This is a genomic window from Sphingomonas sp., from assembly GCF_050725575.1.
Lineage (GTDB): Bacteria > Pseudomonadota > Alphaproteobacteria > Sphingomonadales > Sphingomonadaceae > Sphingomonas.
Map to the genome: position 1 here is coordinate 269,443 of NZ_JBOHHW010000002.1, position 13,422 is coordinate 282,864.

The following is a 13,422-nucleotide window of genomic DNA, read 5'->3' on the forward strand; positions in this document are numbered from 1 at the left end:
GGAGTTCAGGCGGGCCTTGTTGGTCGCGTGGCGGCGAACAGCAAGTGAAATCGCACGATTACTCCGCAGCCATCACGTCATCCTCATCGGCGCGCTCCTGCGCCTGGCGGTTCCACATTTCGGCATAGAGGCCGCCCTTGCGCAGCAGCAGCCTTGCATGCGTGCCGCGTTCGACCACCTGGCCGGCCTCGAGCACGACGATCTCGTCGGCATTGACCACGGTCGACAGGCGATGGGCGATGACGATCGTCGTGCGCCGCGCGGAAATCGCCTCCAGCGTGTCCTGGATCTCGCCCTCGGTGCGGCTGTCGAGTGCGCTGGTCGCTTCGTCGAGGATCAGGATCGGCGGATTCTTGAGCAGGGTACGGGCGATCGCCACGCGCTGCTTCTCGCCGCCCGAGAGTTTCAGCCCGCGTTCGCCGACGCGCGTCTGATATCCCTCACTCTGGCTCTCGATGAACCCGGCGATCGCGGCGCCGCGCGCCGCTGTCTCGATCTGTTCCTGGTCCGCGCCTTCACGGCCATAGGCGATGTTGTAGCCGATCGTGTCGTTGAACAGCACCGTATCCTGCGGCACGATACCGATCGCGGCGCGCAGGCTGGCCTGGGTGACTTGCGCGATATCCTGGTCGTCGATCGTGATGCGGCCGCCGGTCAGGTCGTAGAAACGGTACATCAGCCGTGCGAGCGTGGACTTGCCGGCTCCCGACGGCCCGACCACCGCCAGAGTATGTCCGGCCGGGATATTGAGATCGATGCCCTTCAGGATCTCGCGCCCGCCATGCTCGGGGTCGTCATAGCCGAAGCGGACATCCTCGAACCGGACATGGCCCCTGCCGACCACCAAAGCCGTCGCGCCTGGCGCATCGACCACTTCCGAGGGTGTATCGATCAGGTCGAACATCGACCCCATGTCGATCACGCCCTGACGGATCGTGCGATAGACCATGCCGAGCAGGTCGAGCGGGCGGAACAGCTGCGCGAGCAGGGTCGAGACGAGCACGACGTTACCCGCGGTGAAGCGGCCGCTGCTCCAGCCCCACACGATCAGCGCCATGCCGAACGCCATCATCACGTTGGTGATCAGCGCCTGGCCGATGTTGAGCCAGGCGAGCGAATTCTCGCTACGCACTGCCGCGCCGGCATAGGCCGCCATCGCCGCGTCGTAGCGTTTCGCCTCACGCTCCTCCGCGCCGAAATATTTCACCGTCTCGAAATTGAGCAATGAATCGACCGCATGGCTGACCGCGCCGGTATCGAGGTCGTTCATCTGCGTGCGCAATGCCGCGCGCCAGTCGGTCACCGCGCGGGTGAAGGCGATATAGGCGACCACCATGATCAGCGTGGCGGTGACCAGCCAGCCGCCGAACTTGGTCCAGAAGATGCCGACCACCATAGCCAGCTCAAGCACGGTCGGCGCGATGTTGAAGAGCAGGAAATAGAGCATCGTATCGATGCTCTTGGTGCCGCGCTCGACCACCTTAGTGACAGCACCCGTGCGCCGTTCGAGATGGAAGCGCAGCGAAAGCTGATGCAGGTGGCGGAATACGGTTGCGGCAAGGCGGCGGGTCGCATCCTGTCCGACCCGTTCGAACACGGTGTTGCGCAGATTGTCGAACAGCACCGACCCGAAACGCGCAGCGGCATAGCCGATGACCAAAGCGAGGATCAGCGTCGTCGCGCTACGATCGCCTTTGGCCATGCCGTCGACCGCGCCCTGCAGTGCGAAGGGTGCGCCATAGACCTGCACCACCTTCGACACGACGACCAGCGCCATGGCGAGTACGATGCGCAAGCGCAGCGCCGGCGCATCGGCGGGCCAGAGATAGGGGAGGAACCGCCGGAGCGTCGGCAGGAGCGGACGCTCTCGGGATGTCGGTTCGGTCATGGGCGGCATAGGGATGACATGTAGGTCGTCAGTGCCGCCGGTGAAAGGTCAATCCCCCGGACAATCATTTCATGGAACCAGAGTGTCGGTTCGTCGATTTATGCCCGTGATACGGGAGACGACGACATGGAACCCCTGTTCTACGTCATGGCGATCATGGGATGCTCGGACGGCAGCGCGAATTGCGCCGAGGCGCGGGTCGAATCCGCGCGCTATGCGACGATCCAGCAATGCCAGGCGGCGATGCCCGCGGCACTCACCCGCAACAGCGATATCGACTTTCCGGTGGTCAGTGCCGCGTGCCGCGCAAATGGTGAGCATATGGTGCAGCTGAAGCAGGATCGCCGCGCGAGCTGAACCCGCCAACTGAACCCAATTGGCCGGTCGCCGGTGAACTGATAGATCGACCCCATCGTCCGGACGGTGGGGTTTTTTGATGGGTAAACGGATCCTGAGCGTCGTCCTCGGCGCGGTCGCCGCCGTGGCGATCGTCGCGCTGATCGAGCTGCTTGCCGGAACGCTCTATCCGCTGGGTGGGGAGCTCGACAGCGCCGATGCCGAAACCACCGCCGCGATCATGGCCGGCATGCCGCTCCCGGCGAAGCTGCTGGTGGTGCTGGCCTGGTTCCTTGGTGGGCTTGGCGGCGCATGGCTGGCGCTGCGAATTTCCGACTGGCGCTGGGCGGGCTGGATCGTCGCACTGCTGGTCGTCGCCGGCGGCGTCTCCGCCATCGTCATGCTGCCCCATCCGCCATGGATGCAGGCCTGTGCGATTATTGTACCGCTGGTGGGCGGATGGATCGCGGCGCGGATCCACCGCAAACCTTATCCCGGAGAGCCGTTACTCGGCTGAAACGGGGTTGCGTTCGATCGGCAGCGACCAGCGGATCTGGTCGCGCAGCAGGGCTTCGAGGTCTGCCGCGCCGACATTATGCGCGGCGGCGCGCTTGCGCAGCAACATCGCCAGCAATGCGGCCCGGCTTGGGGGCTCGGGCCGGACGGCGCGCCCCTGCGCCAGGGCGCGGGACAATTTGAGAGAGAGCATGGTCACAAGGTCCGCGATGCTGGATGCGGGGTGACCAGCCGGTGACTGACCATGGTTAGCGCAGCGTTGACCCTGTTCGATGCGGAATTTCAGGGGCGCGGGCGCGTCCACAATTCGGGATCGCGCGGTACGTCCGGGTATAGCCTGTGTCGCTGCATCGCTTCGGCCAACGCTCGACTGATAAAGCCGATCTTCGCTGCCTTGGACGTCGTCACACGGTGATCCCAGGCATGTTCGCCACCTTCCGCGACCTTGCGCCCGATCGCGCCATAGATGCCGGCAGCCGACAGCACTGCCCAGGCCGATCGCAGGTCAAGCTTCGTCGTGCCGATCCGCGAGCTTGCCTCGAACAGCGCAGCGCGATCGGCCAGCCGCCGCGCCAGTACCGCCAGGCGGCGGCGAAATGGCGGCTTCATATGCTGGCCCGGCGGGATATCCATTTCGACCAGCCAGTCCTCGGGCACATAACAACGCCCGACTCGGTCATCCTCCTCGATATCGCGCGCGATATTGGCGAGCTGGAACGCCATGCCCAGGTCGCAGGCGCGGTCGAGCGTCGCATCGTCATTGGGCGACACGCCCATGATCACCGCCATCATGCAGCCGACCACGCCAGCGACATGATAACAATATTTGTAGAGATCGGCTTCGGAACGTGGCCGCCAGTCGCGCGCGTCGAGCGCAAACCCCTCAATCAAGTCGCGCGCGAAACCGTGCGGCAGGCGCGTCTCGGCCGCGACGATGCGCAGCGCCTCGAAGGCGGGTTCGCCGACCGGTTCACCGGCCAGCGCCGCCTCGGTCAATGCCCGCATGCGCACGAGTCGCTCCGGCGCATCGTTCACGACACTCATGTCATGCCCATGGTCCTGTCCGTCGGCGATATCGTCGCAGGCGCGGCACCAGGCATAAAGCAGCCAGGCGCGTTCGCGCGTCGCGGGGCCGAATAATGTGCTTGCAGCTGCAAAACTCTTTGATCCGCGCGCGATCGAGTCCCGTGCCGCTGTGACAATCGCGGCGCGGGTGGGAAGGGCGGGTGCATGACTCATGATCTGCCGCCCGACCGCACGGAGCGGAAGGAACTCACAGGTCGGAAGCGCTCATCGTCGTAATTGCCCTGATCGGCTGGCTATCGGCCATCTTCGCCAGCAAACCATCAATCGCAGTGTCGACGATCAACAGCCCCTGATGCTGTGGCCGCAGGAAACCGACCTCGCCCATCTTGTGATAAAAGGCGATCAAATGATCATAATAGCCCGCGACATTCAGCAGCCCGACCGGCTTGGTGTGATAGCCGAGCTGCGCCCAGCTCATCGCTTCCCATAGCTCATCCATCGTCCCCGTTCCGCCGGGCAGGTTAACGAAGCCGTCGGACAGGTCGGTGAACGCCTGTTTGCGCTGATGCATCGTCTCGACGACATGAAGTTCGGTGCAGCCGCGATGCGCGACCTCGATATCGACCAGCGCCTGGGTGATGATCCCGATCACCTCACCCCCGGCCTCAAGTGCCGAATCCGCTACCGCGCCCATCAGCCCGAGCCGCCCGCCACCATAGACCACGCCGATGCCGCGTTCGGCCAGCATGCGGCCTACCTGTCGGGCGGACTCGATATAGACGGGATCGGCCGGCGTGGCGGAGCCGCAATAGATGGCAAGACGTTTCATGATTTAATCGACAACTTTCAGGGCAAAGGATGCGCCTTGGGGCAGATGGCGCGTCTGGCGTTCGACATCACCGGTCCAGCCGACGACTTCTGCAATCGGCAGAATGCAGAGATTCTCCGGCGCATAGTCGCCTTGCAACAAGGCATGCGGCTTCAGCGAGTAACATCTTCCCTCTCCGGGAGGGCCCAGGCGCTCATGCGCGGCAGCGACCAGAACGGTAGCATCCCAGGTGAACCGGACGACCTTATCCGAGAAATATCGTGCCAGCCCGGAATCATCGTCCGCGATTCTATTCAGCTCACGTATTTCCGGATCGAGATACCAGAAAGCGCCGGCCTCGTCCTTGACGACCAGATGCCCGAAGGGGCTTGTTGCCGTAACCTGCGCGGGTGCGACTCCCGTCCAGCCCCAATGCTCGCGCACGACGTCGACCAGCGCGAGAGTCACCGCGCGCCCTCCAGCATCAGTGCCGCCGTCGCCTTGGCGCTGCCAACCACGCCGGGAATGCCCGCCCCCGGATGCGTTCCGGCGCCGACGAAATACAGGTTTGGGATATGGTCGTCACGATTATGCACGCGGAACCAGGCGCTTTGCGTCAGGATCGGCTCCAGGCTGAATGCGCTGCCGAGATGCGCGTTGAGATCCTGGGCGAAGTCGTTCGGCGCATAATGGAATTTGGTCACGATCCGCTCATGGATATCGGGGATCAGCCGCCGCCCGACCTCGTCGAGGATGCGCTTTTCCAGGATTGGGCCCAACTCGTCCCAATCGACCGGAAACTTGCCCAGATGCGGCACGGGCGCCAGTGCGTAGAAGGTCGAATGCCCCTCGGGTGCCAGCGATGGATCGGTCACGGTCGGATGGTGGAGGTAGAGCGAGAAATCCTCGGGCAGGATGCCGGTATCGTAGAGGTCGGTGAGCAGGCCCTTATAACGCGGCCCGAACAGGATCATGTGGTGCGGAATGCCCGGCCATGTGCCCTTGATGCCGAAATGCACCACGAACAGCGATGGCGAATAGCGTTTGCGCTCCAGTTTCGCCTTGGTCCGCTGCCCGCTGCGGGAGGTTTTCAGCAGATCGCGGTAGATGTGCATGACGTCGCCATTGCAGGCCACCATATCGGCGGTGCCGACCCAGCCATTCTTCGTGGTCACGCCGGTCGCTTTGTCGCCGAGCGTCTCGATGCTCGTCGCCGGATCGCCCAGGCGCAGTTTGCCGCCGAGCCGCTCGAAATGCGTCACCATGCCGGCAACCAGCCGGTTGGTGCCGCCCATCGCGAACCATACCCCGCCATCGCGCTCCAGCTTGTGGATCAGCGCGTAGATCGCGCTGGTGGTCATCGGGTTGCCGCCGACCAGCAGCGTGTGGAACGACAGCGCCTGGCGCAGATGCTCGTCCTTCACGAAGCTCGACACGATCGAATAGACTGACCGCCATGCCTGATATTTGGCTAGCGAAGGCGCCGCCTTGATCATCGACGCAAAGTCGAGGAACGCGACATGGCCAAGCTTTTCATAGCCTTCGCGGAACACGCCGGCGGAATAATCGAGGAATTTGCGGTATCCGGCGATCTCCTCGGGATTGAGCTTGGCGATCTCGGCGTTCAGCACCTGATCGTCATTGGTGTAATCGAAGCTCACGCCGTCGGGCCAGTTGAGCCGGTAAAAGGGCGTGACCGGCACGAGCTTCACGTCGTCGGCCATGTTGCGTCCGGTCAGTGCCCATAATTCCTGCAGGCAAGGCGGATCGGTGATCACGGTCGGCCCGGCATCGAAGGTGAAGCCGTCCTTCTCCCAGACATAGGCGCGGCCCCCGGCCTTATCGCGCGCCTCGACGATGGTGGTGTCGACTCCGGCCGACTGCAGCCGGATGCCGAGCGCGAGCCCGCCGAATCCGGCGCCGATGACGATCGCGGAACGCGGTGGGGCGCTGCTCATCAGATACCGCCGGTGATGGCGCGGATGGCGCGACCGATCGGAACTGGCGGCTTGCCGGTGAGAATACGCGCCTTGTCGGTCATGGTCGAACGTCCTGCATAAAAACGGCCTATAAGCGCAGGCGGCAAACGATAGAAGCGTTCAAGGATACGGTAACGCTCTTCCGGCTCGGCGGCGCGGAACAGCATCTTGTCGAGCAGGCGATAGAAACCGCGCTCACGCCATCGTGCCCGGGCATGATGATAGGTCAGGTCGTGAAGCACCTTTCCCGTCAGGTCGGTCGAGTTCGACACCAGAGCGGCGATCCGTACCGCATCGGGCAGCGAATAGCCGGTGGTCGGGTGAAACAGGCCGGCGCGCATGCCGATCTTGGCGACCCTGTTGCCGCCCGACCGCCAATATTCCTCGAAATCGCCGCCCATCGCGACCGGCAGCACGCCGGCTTCCTCGCGCACCAGGCGATCGACCTGCCATTCTTTTGCCGCGACATAGGCGTCGATCCGTACACCCAACGCGTCGCGCTCGATCTCCGGGCCGTCGCTGTAATAGGTATCCTCTACGAACATCCGTGTCGCCGCGAAGGGCAGCGAATAAACGAAGCGATACCCGCCGAGCTGTGCCACCGTTGCGTCCATAACGATCGGCCGGGTCAACTCATGCGGTTCGCTCAGCGCGAATTCGCGCCCGAGGAATTTCTGCCAGCCGAGATCAAGCAGCTTCAGGTCACCGGTCCCGCGCGCATCGATCACGCCCCGCGCCTCGATCCGGTCGCCATCCCCCAGCACCACCGCGCGTGGGCTGGCGCCGAGCACTTTGCGCCCGGTCATCAGCGCACCCTCGGGCAGGGCGGCGCGCACGACCGCGTCGAGCCGCGCGGACTCGATCGAATAATAGCCATTGGTCAGCATGCGGGTATGCGCAGGAAAGGCGACGTCGTAGGATTTCCAGCCGTAACAGATCAGCGGCGCGACGATCCAACGGTCAGCGTCGGCAATGTCGCTGGCGAAGAACGACCAGACATGATTGCCGCCGATCGTGCTGCTGCCTTCGATCAGGCGGATGTCGAGACCAGGATGCCGGCGCTTCAACGCCAGCGCCATCAGCCCGCCGGCGAGCCCCGCGCCGACGATCGCTACATCGCACGGAATGATCGCTGCCATGTCTCAGCGCCTAACCGATCCGCGCCTCTGTGCAAGCGCGGAGTTGTGCGGGACGGCAATGCGGTTGCGGCGTCGATGCCGGTCCGTTAGGTTTGAGTGGGGATAGGGCGCCCGCTGCAGCGATGCTAGACCTTGTGTCTGGGGGATTTCGGGGGAGACTGCCGATGCGACTGTTCCGGCTCGGAGCGCTGGCGCTGGCCACCGCGATACTGGCCGTGCCGGCGCATGCCGGAGAAGCGGCCAAGCCATCGGTCATTCCGACCGCCGACCTTGCGACCGTGGCTGCCCGCGGCGCTGAAATCTACGCTTTCGACCAGGCGGCCTGGCATAGCACCGACGCGATGGTGGCGCGCAAGCTGCCCCGGGAGTCGATGCGCGCAATCCGCGGCTGGGTGGTCGAGCCGGCGGGCGATTTGCTGACCGTGACCTATTACGGACTGAACGGAGCGTCACCCTATGCGATCTATGTCGCCGATTATCGCGACGGGAAGGTCGTTGGCGACCGCGTGCCCGAACCGGCCGGCGACCGCAGCCTGTCGGCCCAGGCGGTGCGCATGGCGGCGGCGCATGACGTCGCAGTCGCCCAACCCTTCGGCGCCTGCGTCGAACGACCTTTCAACACCGTCACCTTGCCGCCACGGCCGGGCAGCGGAATCATTCCGGTCTATCTGCTGACTCCGATGCTGCAGCGCGACGCTTATCCCTTTGGCGGCCATCATGAGGTGGATGTCGGGTCCGATGGCAGGCTGCTGGCGACACGCGATTTCAGCAAGAGCTGCGTTGTGCTCGACAGCCCGGCCGATACCAAGGGGCTGTGGATAACGCATCTGCTTGATCCGCACCCGACCGAAATGCACGTCTATCTTTCGCTTTGGTCGCGCCAGCCGGTGTTTGTCGGCACCCCGGACGATGCCGTGTGGAGCGTCAATGGCACCAGGATCGAGAAAGTGGGTGTGAAAAAGGGTGGCGCAAAAAAGAAGTGACGCCACCCTTTCGGGCTTATGCCGCCTGCAACAGTGGCATCTCGGCCGCCATTGCCCGGGCGACTGACGGACGCTGGCGCATCCTTGCGCGCCAGCCCAGAAGCACCGGCCAGTCCGCGATCGGTACGCTGGCATGCTCGCACCAGTTGAGTACTGCGAGCAGATAGGCGTCCGCGACGCTGAAGCTGCCGACCAGATAATCCTGCCCGTCGAGCTGCCGCGACAGCAGCTCGAAGCGCTTGGGCATCATTCCCAATGCCCATTCCCGCGCCGCTTCGCCCGATTTGCGCGTCATCAGCGGCGAAAAGATCCCCTTGTGGATCTCGGTCGCGATGAAATTGAGCCAGCGCATCATCTGGTAGCGCTCGAGCGTATAGGGCGCCGGCGCGAGGACACCCTCCGCGGCGAGATCGGCGATATAGGTTAGTACCGCCGTTCCCTCGCTTAGTACCATGCCGCCCGAGTTCTCCATCGCCGGAACATATTCCATCGGGCTGATCACCGCGAACGGGCGGCCGTCAGGCAGGATTCTGCCCGACGGAACCAGGACGAACTCGGCATCCAGTTCCGCTTCCTCGATTGCAATGCGCGTGGCGAGCGAACAGGCAAAGGGGGTGAAATAGAGCTTCATGACTGCCTCCCGGTCAATTGATTTTTGTACCATTCCGCATAATATAAGGGCCGTCAATGATTCTTTGCGAAATGGTACGTAATTGCCCGACTCCCCTCTCGACCCGCCCGCAAAGGGCAGATCACGTGGCCGCCCGCGCGGCTTCGATCCCGATGTGGCGCTGAAAGCGGTGAGCGAGCGTTTCCGCACCCGGGGCTATGCGGCGACGTCGCTTGATGATCTGGTCGATGCGACCGGCTTGGCTCGCCCCAGCCTTTATGCGGCGTTTGGCGACAAGCGCGCGCTCTATCTGGCGGCGCTGGCCCGGGTGAGCGCGCGTGCCGAGCGAGGTTTCGATGCGATCGCGGCGCAGCAACTGGGCCTGCGCACTTTGGTCGAATGCATGTTGATGTTCACGATTGACGGCTTTCTCTCTGGCGAGACAGGGCCATCGGGCTGCCTGGCGGTGAGCACGGCGAGCGCAGAATCCACATCCGACCCCCAGATACGCGCGGCGCTCGCCGATTTTCTGGCCATGGAGGATCGCCGTATCGAGGAATTGCTGGCCGCCGCCGGCAGCATGCATCCCGCTGCCCATGCCCGAATCGTCGCCGCGGTGATCCATTCGCTGAGCGTTCGCGCGCGCGCGGGCGAACCGCGCGAGGCGCTTGAGCAGATTGCGAAGGATTGTGCCGCCCTGGTGGCGTAACGCGAGCGGGTGACGGGAGCCGCTGGGCGTCTATAAGGGCGCCGCATGACTGCAGCATCAGCCATATTGATCTCCGCGATCGCCATGACGCTGATCGTAGGTGTGCGCTATCTGATCGTCAGCGGCGCCTTCGCACTCGCCACGCGCTGGCGTTTTCCCGGCCTTTATACCGGCCTCGATCCGCAGATCCGGCGCGAGATTCGGTGGAGCCTGGCCTCAGCCGCGATCTACGGCGTCCCGGCGGGTGTGGTCGCCTGGGGCTGGCAGAATCGCGGCTGGACGCAGATCTACGGCGATATCTATGCCTGGCCGCTCTGGTATCTGCCGCTGTCGGTGCTCCTCTATCTCTTCGCGCACGACACCTGGTTCTACTGGACGCATCGCTGGATGCACCGCCCGCGCCCGTTCCGCATCGCTCATGCCGTGCACCATGCCAGCCGCCCGCCGACCGCGTGGGCGGCGATGGCGTTCCATCCTTACGAGGCGCTGACCGGCGCTGTGGTAATTCCGCTACTGGTCTTCGCGATTCCGATCCATGTTGCCGCGCTTGGGCTGGTGCTGACGGTGATGACCGTTATGGGGGTGACCAACCATATGGGCTGGGAAATCTTCCCGCGCTTCATGTGGCGGGGGCATCTGGGGGCCTGGCTCATTACCGCGAGCCATCATCAGCGGCATCATGAGCAATATAGGTGCAATTATGGTCTCTATTTTCGGTTCTGGGACCGGCTCTGTGGCACCGATCGAGGGGTTGGCAGTTTTGGCGAACGATAGTGATGCCGCGACGACGGTGGGGCCGGCGCAGCGTTTCGCGCGCCGGCTTGGCGCTGCGCTGATCCTTGTATCGCTGCTGCCCGGCGCGATGCCGGTGGCCGATCTCCATGTCGATATCGAGAAATTGCGCTCGGCCAAGGGCATGATTCGCGTCTGCCTGACTGCCGACCCGAAGAATTTCCCCGGCTGCGTCGACGATACCCGCGCAGTGACCCGTTCGGTACGCGCCGATGCACCGAACATTGTTTTCCAGGCCTTGCCGCAGGGTGATTATGCCGTCGCGGTGATCCATGACGAAAACGGCAACAAGAAACTCGATACCTTTGCCGGCATCCCGCGCGAAGGATTCGGCTTCTCGCGCAATCCGGCGATCGGCTTTGGTCCGCCGAAATTTGCCGCGGCGCGCTTTACGCTGACCAGTGATGCCGCAGAACAACCGATCAGGATGAAGTATCTGCTCTGACCGACTGGCGGAGCGAAAGTCGCGAGAAAACGTTGGGACAGGGTGACTCACTTTATCCGGAGCCGCCAGTGTCGCTTAAAACCCGCGTTATCCTGTCCGCCGCCCTGTTTTCAATCCCCCTCGTAACTCCCGCCTTTGCGCAGGACACGAATTCTCCCGCTGAGCCGCCGCCGCCGGCACCTGAGATCGGCGGGGACAGCTTCTCGATCGCGATCGGCGGGGCCAGCGTGCCGACCTATGAAGGATCGGACACGAACCGCTTCGTTCCGGTCGGCATGATCCGCGGCTCGCTGTCGGGCATCAATTTCAGCACGCGGGGTACGCGATTGCTGGTTGATGTCGTGCCCGACAAGCCCGGACCGGGCTTCGACTTTCAGCTTGGCCCGGTGGTTGGCATCAACCGGGACCGCACCAGCATCAAGAATATCAGGGACATCCGCGTCGCGGCGCTTGGCGACCGCAAGACCGCGGTCGAGCTTGGCGGCTATATCGGTATCGGCAAGACTGGTGTGATCACCAGCGACTATGACAAGCTCACGGCCAGCGTCTCCTACGTTCACGACATCAACAACGCGCATAAAAGCTATCTCATCACGCCGCAGATCGATTACGGCACGCCGCTCAGCCGCAAGGCCTATGTCGGGGTCTCGGCCAGCGCGGTCTATGCCGGCAGCGGCTATGCCCGGACCTATTTCAGCATCGATGCGCCGGGGTCGCTTGCCAGCACCCTGCCGGTGTACAGCGCGGGCAAGGGCTGGAAGAATTTTTCACTGACCGGCCTCGCCACTTACTCGCTGACCGGCGACCTGACTCATGGCCTCGCAGTCATCGCCGGCGTGTCCTATTCGCGGCTGCTGGGCGATTTTGCCGACAGCCCGGTGACGCGCATCGCCGGCGACCGCAACCAGCTGCTCTTTGGGGCCGGCCTTGGCTACACTTTCTGAGAATCCTGCCTGAAACTGGTGTCGGCGCATCCGCGAACCGGCGCCGATCAACGGCTCTACCCTGGAAATTCTTCCGGCGACAATACGGGTCCGACCCGGAATCTCCGTCTATCTGGTTGCGCTGATTGAACAGATCAGCCAGTGTCGCGTCATGCTTGGGGGCGGCACCACATCATCGTAACGGATGTTATTGCAGCTATTGCCCAACCGCCCGCCAGCCATCACAGCGCGCCAGATAGAATCAAAGGGAAGGCCCGTGCCCATGACCGACACGAATCAACAACCGATCGAGACCTTCGACGCCCAGGAAGAACCACGCAACGAACGTCGTGAATTCTTCAAGACCGCGATCGGCGCGGCGGCGGTGGCCGGCGCGGGCGTCGCGGCGGTTTCGATCGGCGGTTTCGCATCGGCGGCGGCCGGCCAGAATGAGGTGGATGCTCTCAACGTCCTGCTCAACCTCGAATATCTCCAGGCGCAATTCTACAGCTTTGCGGTGTCCGGCGCCGGCCTGTCGAATGCCGACCTGACCGGCGTCGGTCCGGGCGCGCCAGGCGCGGCGACCGGTGCGGCCCAGGTCAGTTTCTCCGACCCGCAGGTCGCGCGCTTTGCCCGGGAAATCGCCCAGGACAAACTCAACCATGTTCGCAAGCTGCGTGGCGTGCTCGGCGCATTGGCGGTCGCTCAGCCGGCAATCGACCTCGGCGTCACACCGACCAGCGCGTTCAGCAATCTCGCACGTGCGGCAAGCCTGGTCACCGCAGGCCAGGGCTTCGACGTCTATGCCAATGACGCGAATTTTCTGCTCGGCGCGTTCATCTTCGAAGATGTCGCGATCACTGCCTATAAGGGCGGGTCGGTCCCATTCACCGATACCGGCTATCTCGATGCCGTGGCCGGCATTATCGCGGTCAAGGCCTATCATGCGGCGATTATCCGGACCACGCTCTATGCCAAGGGCGCGACAACGGCCTCGCTCCGCACCTCGGCCGATGCGTTGGCGAGCGCGCGCAATACCCTGGCCGGCACGCCTGGTATTGATCAGGGTATCTCGCCCACTGGCACCGGCACCGCGGTTCAGTCGAACATCACCCTGCTCGACGGGAATGGCCTCGCCTATAGCCGGACGATCAATCAGGTGATGAAAATTCTCTATCTGACCTCGAACGCGGCCACCGCGGGGGGCTTCTTTCCCGCCGGCCTCAACGGCAATACCCGCAACACGACGGCCTGATCGGCGCTCTGCC

16 protein-coding genes are annotated in these 13,422 nt (G+C 63.7%); 8 read left to right on the plus strand and 8 right to left on the minus strand.

From position 1 onward, the window contains the following. Positions 1 to 58: 58 nt before the first annotated feature. Positions 59 to 1,897: an ABCB family ABC transporter ATP-binding protein/permease gene (locus ACRECS_RS02515; protein WP_431581367.1), complete on the minus strand. Its 1,839-nt coding sequence runs from the start codon at positions 1,895 to 1,897 to the stop codon at positions 59 to 61. Positions 1,898 to 2,014: 117 nt separating this feature from the next. Here ACRECS_RS02515 and ACRECS_RS02520 point away from each other — a divergent pair, with 117 nt between their 5' ends. Together ACRECS_RS02520 and ACRECS_RS02525 are read left to right on the plus strand one after the other, a co-directional pair. Next, positions 2,015 to 2,245 carry a hypothetical protein gene (locus ACRECS_RS02520; RefSeq protein ID WP_431581368.1) on the plus strand — a complete coding sequence of 77 codons (231 nt, stop codon included), beginning with the start codon at positions 2,015 to 2,017 and terminating at the stop codon, positions 2,243 to 2,245. Positions 2,246 to 2,324: 79 nt separating this feature from the next. After that, positions 2,325 to 2,741: a hypothetical protein gene (locus ACRECS_RS02525; protein ID WP_431581369.1), complete on the plus strand. Its 417-nt coding sequence runs from the start codon at positions 2,325 to 2,327 to the stop codon at positions 2,739 to 2,741. Here the strand turns inward: ACRECS_RS02525 and ACRECS_RS02530 are convergent. The 6 genes from ACRECS_RS02530 to crtY form a co-directional block, all read right to left on the minus strand. Next, positions 2,730 to 2,939 carry a hypothetical protein gene (locus ACRECS_RS02530; RefSeq protein WP_431581370.1) on the minus strand — a complete coding sequence of 70 codons (210 nt, stop codon included), beginning with the start codon at positions 2,937 to 2,939 and terminating at the stop codon, positions 2,730 to 2,732. The genes ACRECS_RS02525 and ACRECS_RS02530 overlap by 12 nt on opposite strands. An 83-nt stretch (positions 2,940 to 3,022) precedes the next feature. Further along, positions 3,023 to 3,979 (minus strand): phytoene/squalene synthase family protein, encoded by a 957-nt coding sequence (locus tag ACRECS_RS02535; protein ID WP_431581371.1) that lies wholly within the window; start codon positions 3,977 to 3,979, stop codon positions 3,023 to 3,025. Between the two features lie 34 nt (positions 3,980 to 4,013). Then, entirely contained in the window at positions 4,014 to 4,595 is a 582-nt protein-coding gene (locus ACRECS_RS02540) for a TIGR00730 family Rossman fold protein (protein WP_431581372.1), read from the minus strand. 3 nt (positions 4,596 to 4,598) lie between these two features. After that, positions 4,599 to 5,042, minus strand: coding sequence for a hypothetical protein (locus tag ACRECS_RS02545; RefSeq protein WP_431581373.1), 444 nt, complete (start codon positions 5,040 to 5,042; stop codon positions 4,599 to 4,601). Then, positions 5,039 to 6,532 (minus strand): phytoene desaturase, encoded by a 1,494-nt coding sequence (locus ACRECS_RS02550; RefSeq protein ID WP_431581374.1) that lies wholly within the window; start codon positions 6,530 to 6,532, stop codon positions 5,039 to 5,041. The genes ACRECS_RS02545 and ACRECS_RS02550 overlap by 4 nt, the downstream gene beginning before the upstream one ends. After that, on the minus strand, positions 6,532 to 7,692 hold the full coding sequence (gene crtY / locus ACRECS_RS02555) for a lycopene beta-cyclase CrtY (protein WP_431581375.1): 1,161 nt from the start codon (positions 7,690 to 7,692) through the stop codon (positions 6,532 to 6,534). The genes ACRECS_RS02550 and crtY overlap by 1 nt, the downstream gene beginning before the upstream one ends. 164 nt (positions 7,693 to 7,856) lie before the next feature. Here crtY and ACRECS_RS02560 point away from each other — a divergent pair, with 164 nt between their 5' ends. Further along, a complete protein-coding gene (locus ACRECS_RS02560; protein WP_431581376.1) occupies positions 7,857 to 8,675 on the plus strand; it encodes a hypothetical protein in 819 nt (272 codons plus the stop codon). A 16-nt stretch (positions 8,676 to 8,691) separates the two neighbouring features. Here the strand turns inward: ACRECS_RS02560 and ACRECS_RS02565 are convergent, their stop codons facing one another. Further along, complete coding sequence (locus ACRECS_RS02565) at positions 8,692 to 9,306, minus strand: glutathione binding-like protein (protein ID WP_431581377.1); 615 nt, start codon at positions 9,304 to 9,306, stop codon at positions 8,692 to 8,694. 82 nt (positions 9,307 to 9,388) lie between these two features. On the opposite strand from ACRECS_RS02565, the gene ACRECS_RS02570 reads away from it, so the two are divergent. The 5 genes from ACRECS_RS02570 to ACRECS_RS02590 all read left to right on the plus strand — a co-directional run bounded on the left by ACRECS_RS02570 (position 9,389) and on the right by ACRECS_RS02590 (position 13,409). Next, entirely contained in the window at positions 9,389 to 9,994 is a 606-nt protein-coding gene (locus tag ACRECS_RS02570) for a TetR/AcrR family transcriptional regulator (protein ID WP_431581378.1), read from the plus strand. Between the two features lie 45 nt (positions 9,995 to 10,039). Next, a complete protein-coding gene (locus ACRECS_RS02575; protein WP_431581379.1) occupies positions 10,040 to 10,768 on the plus strand; it encodes a sterol desaturase family protein in 729 nt (242 codons plus the stop codon). An 88-nt stretch (positions 10,769 to 10,856) separates the two neighbouring features. Continuing rightward, positions 10,857 to 11,231 (plus strand): DUF2141 domain-containing protein, encoded by a 375-nt coding sequence (locus ACRECS_RS02580; RefSeq protein WP_431581414.1) that lies wholly within the window; start codon positions 10,857 to 10,859, stop codon positions 11,229 to 11,231. A 68-nt stretch (positions 11,232 to 11,299) separates the two neighbouring features. Then, entirely contained in the window at positions 11,300 to 12,175 is an 876-nt protein-coding gene (locus ACRECS_RS02585; RefSeq protein ID WP_431581380.1) for a MipA/OmpV family protein, read from the plus strand. Positions 12,176 to 12,437: 262 nt separating this feature from the next. Beyond that, positions 12,438 to 13,409: a ferritin-like domain-containing protein gene (locus ACRECS_RS02590; protein ID WP_431581381.1), complete on the plus strand. Its 972-nt coding sequence runs from the start codon at positions 12,438 to 12,440 to the stop codon at positions 13,407 to 13,409. The last annotated feature ends 13 nt before the right edge of the window (positions 13,410 to 13,422 follow it).

Coding starts and splice junctions, on each gene's coding strand:
- ACRECS_RS02525 (WP_431581369.1), top strand. CDS start 2,325: ATGGGTAAACGGATCCTGAGCGTCGTCCTCGGCGCGGTCGCCGCCGTG.
- ACRECS_RS02535 (WP_431581371.1), bottom strand. CDS start 3,979: ATGAGTCATGCACCCGCCCTTCCCACCCGCGCCGCGATTGTCACAGCG.
- ACRECS_RS02565 (WP_431581377.1), bottom strand. CDS start 9,306: ATGAAGCTCTATTTCACCCCCTTTGCCTGTTCGCTCGCCACGCGCATT.
- ACRECS_RS02560 (WP_431581376.1), top strand. CDS start 7,857: ATGCGACTGTTCCGGCTCGGAGCGCTGGCGCTGGCCACCGCGATACTG.
- ACRECS_RS02590 (WP_431581381.1), top strand. CDS start 12,438: ATGACCGACACGAATCAACAACCGATCGAGACCTTCGACGCCCAGGAA.
- ACRECS_RS02515 (WP_431581367.1), bottom strand. CDS start 1,897: ATGCCGCCCATGACCGAACCGACATCCCGAGAGCGTCCGCTCCTGCCG.
- ACRECS_RS02520 (WP_431581368.1), top strand. CDS start 2,015: ATGGAACCCCTGTTCTACGTCATGGCGATCATGGGATGCTCGGACGGC.
- ACRECS_RS02550 (WP_431581374.1), bottom strand. CDS start 6,532: ATGAGCAGCGCCCCACCGCGTTCCGCGATCGTCATCGGCGCCGGATTC.
- ACRECS_RS02580 (WP_431581414.1), top strand. CDS start 10,857: ATGCCGGTGGCCGATCTCCATGTCGATATCGAGAAATTGCGCTCGGCC.
- crtY (WP_431581375.1), bottom strand. CDS start 7,692: ATGGCAGCGATCATTCCGTGCGATGTAGCGATCGTCGGCGCGGGGCTC.
- ACRECS_RS02575 (WP_431581379.1), top strand. CDS start 10,040: ATGACTGCAGCATCAGCCATATTGATCTCCGCGATCGCCATGACGCTG.
- ACRECS_RS02540 (WP_431581372.1), bottom strand. CDS start 4,595: ATGAAACGTCTTGCCATCTATTGCGGCTCCGCCACGCCGGCCGATCCC.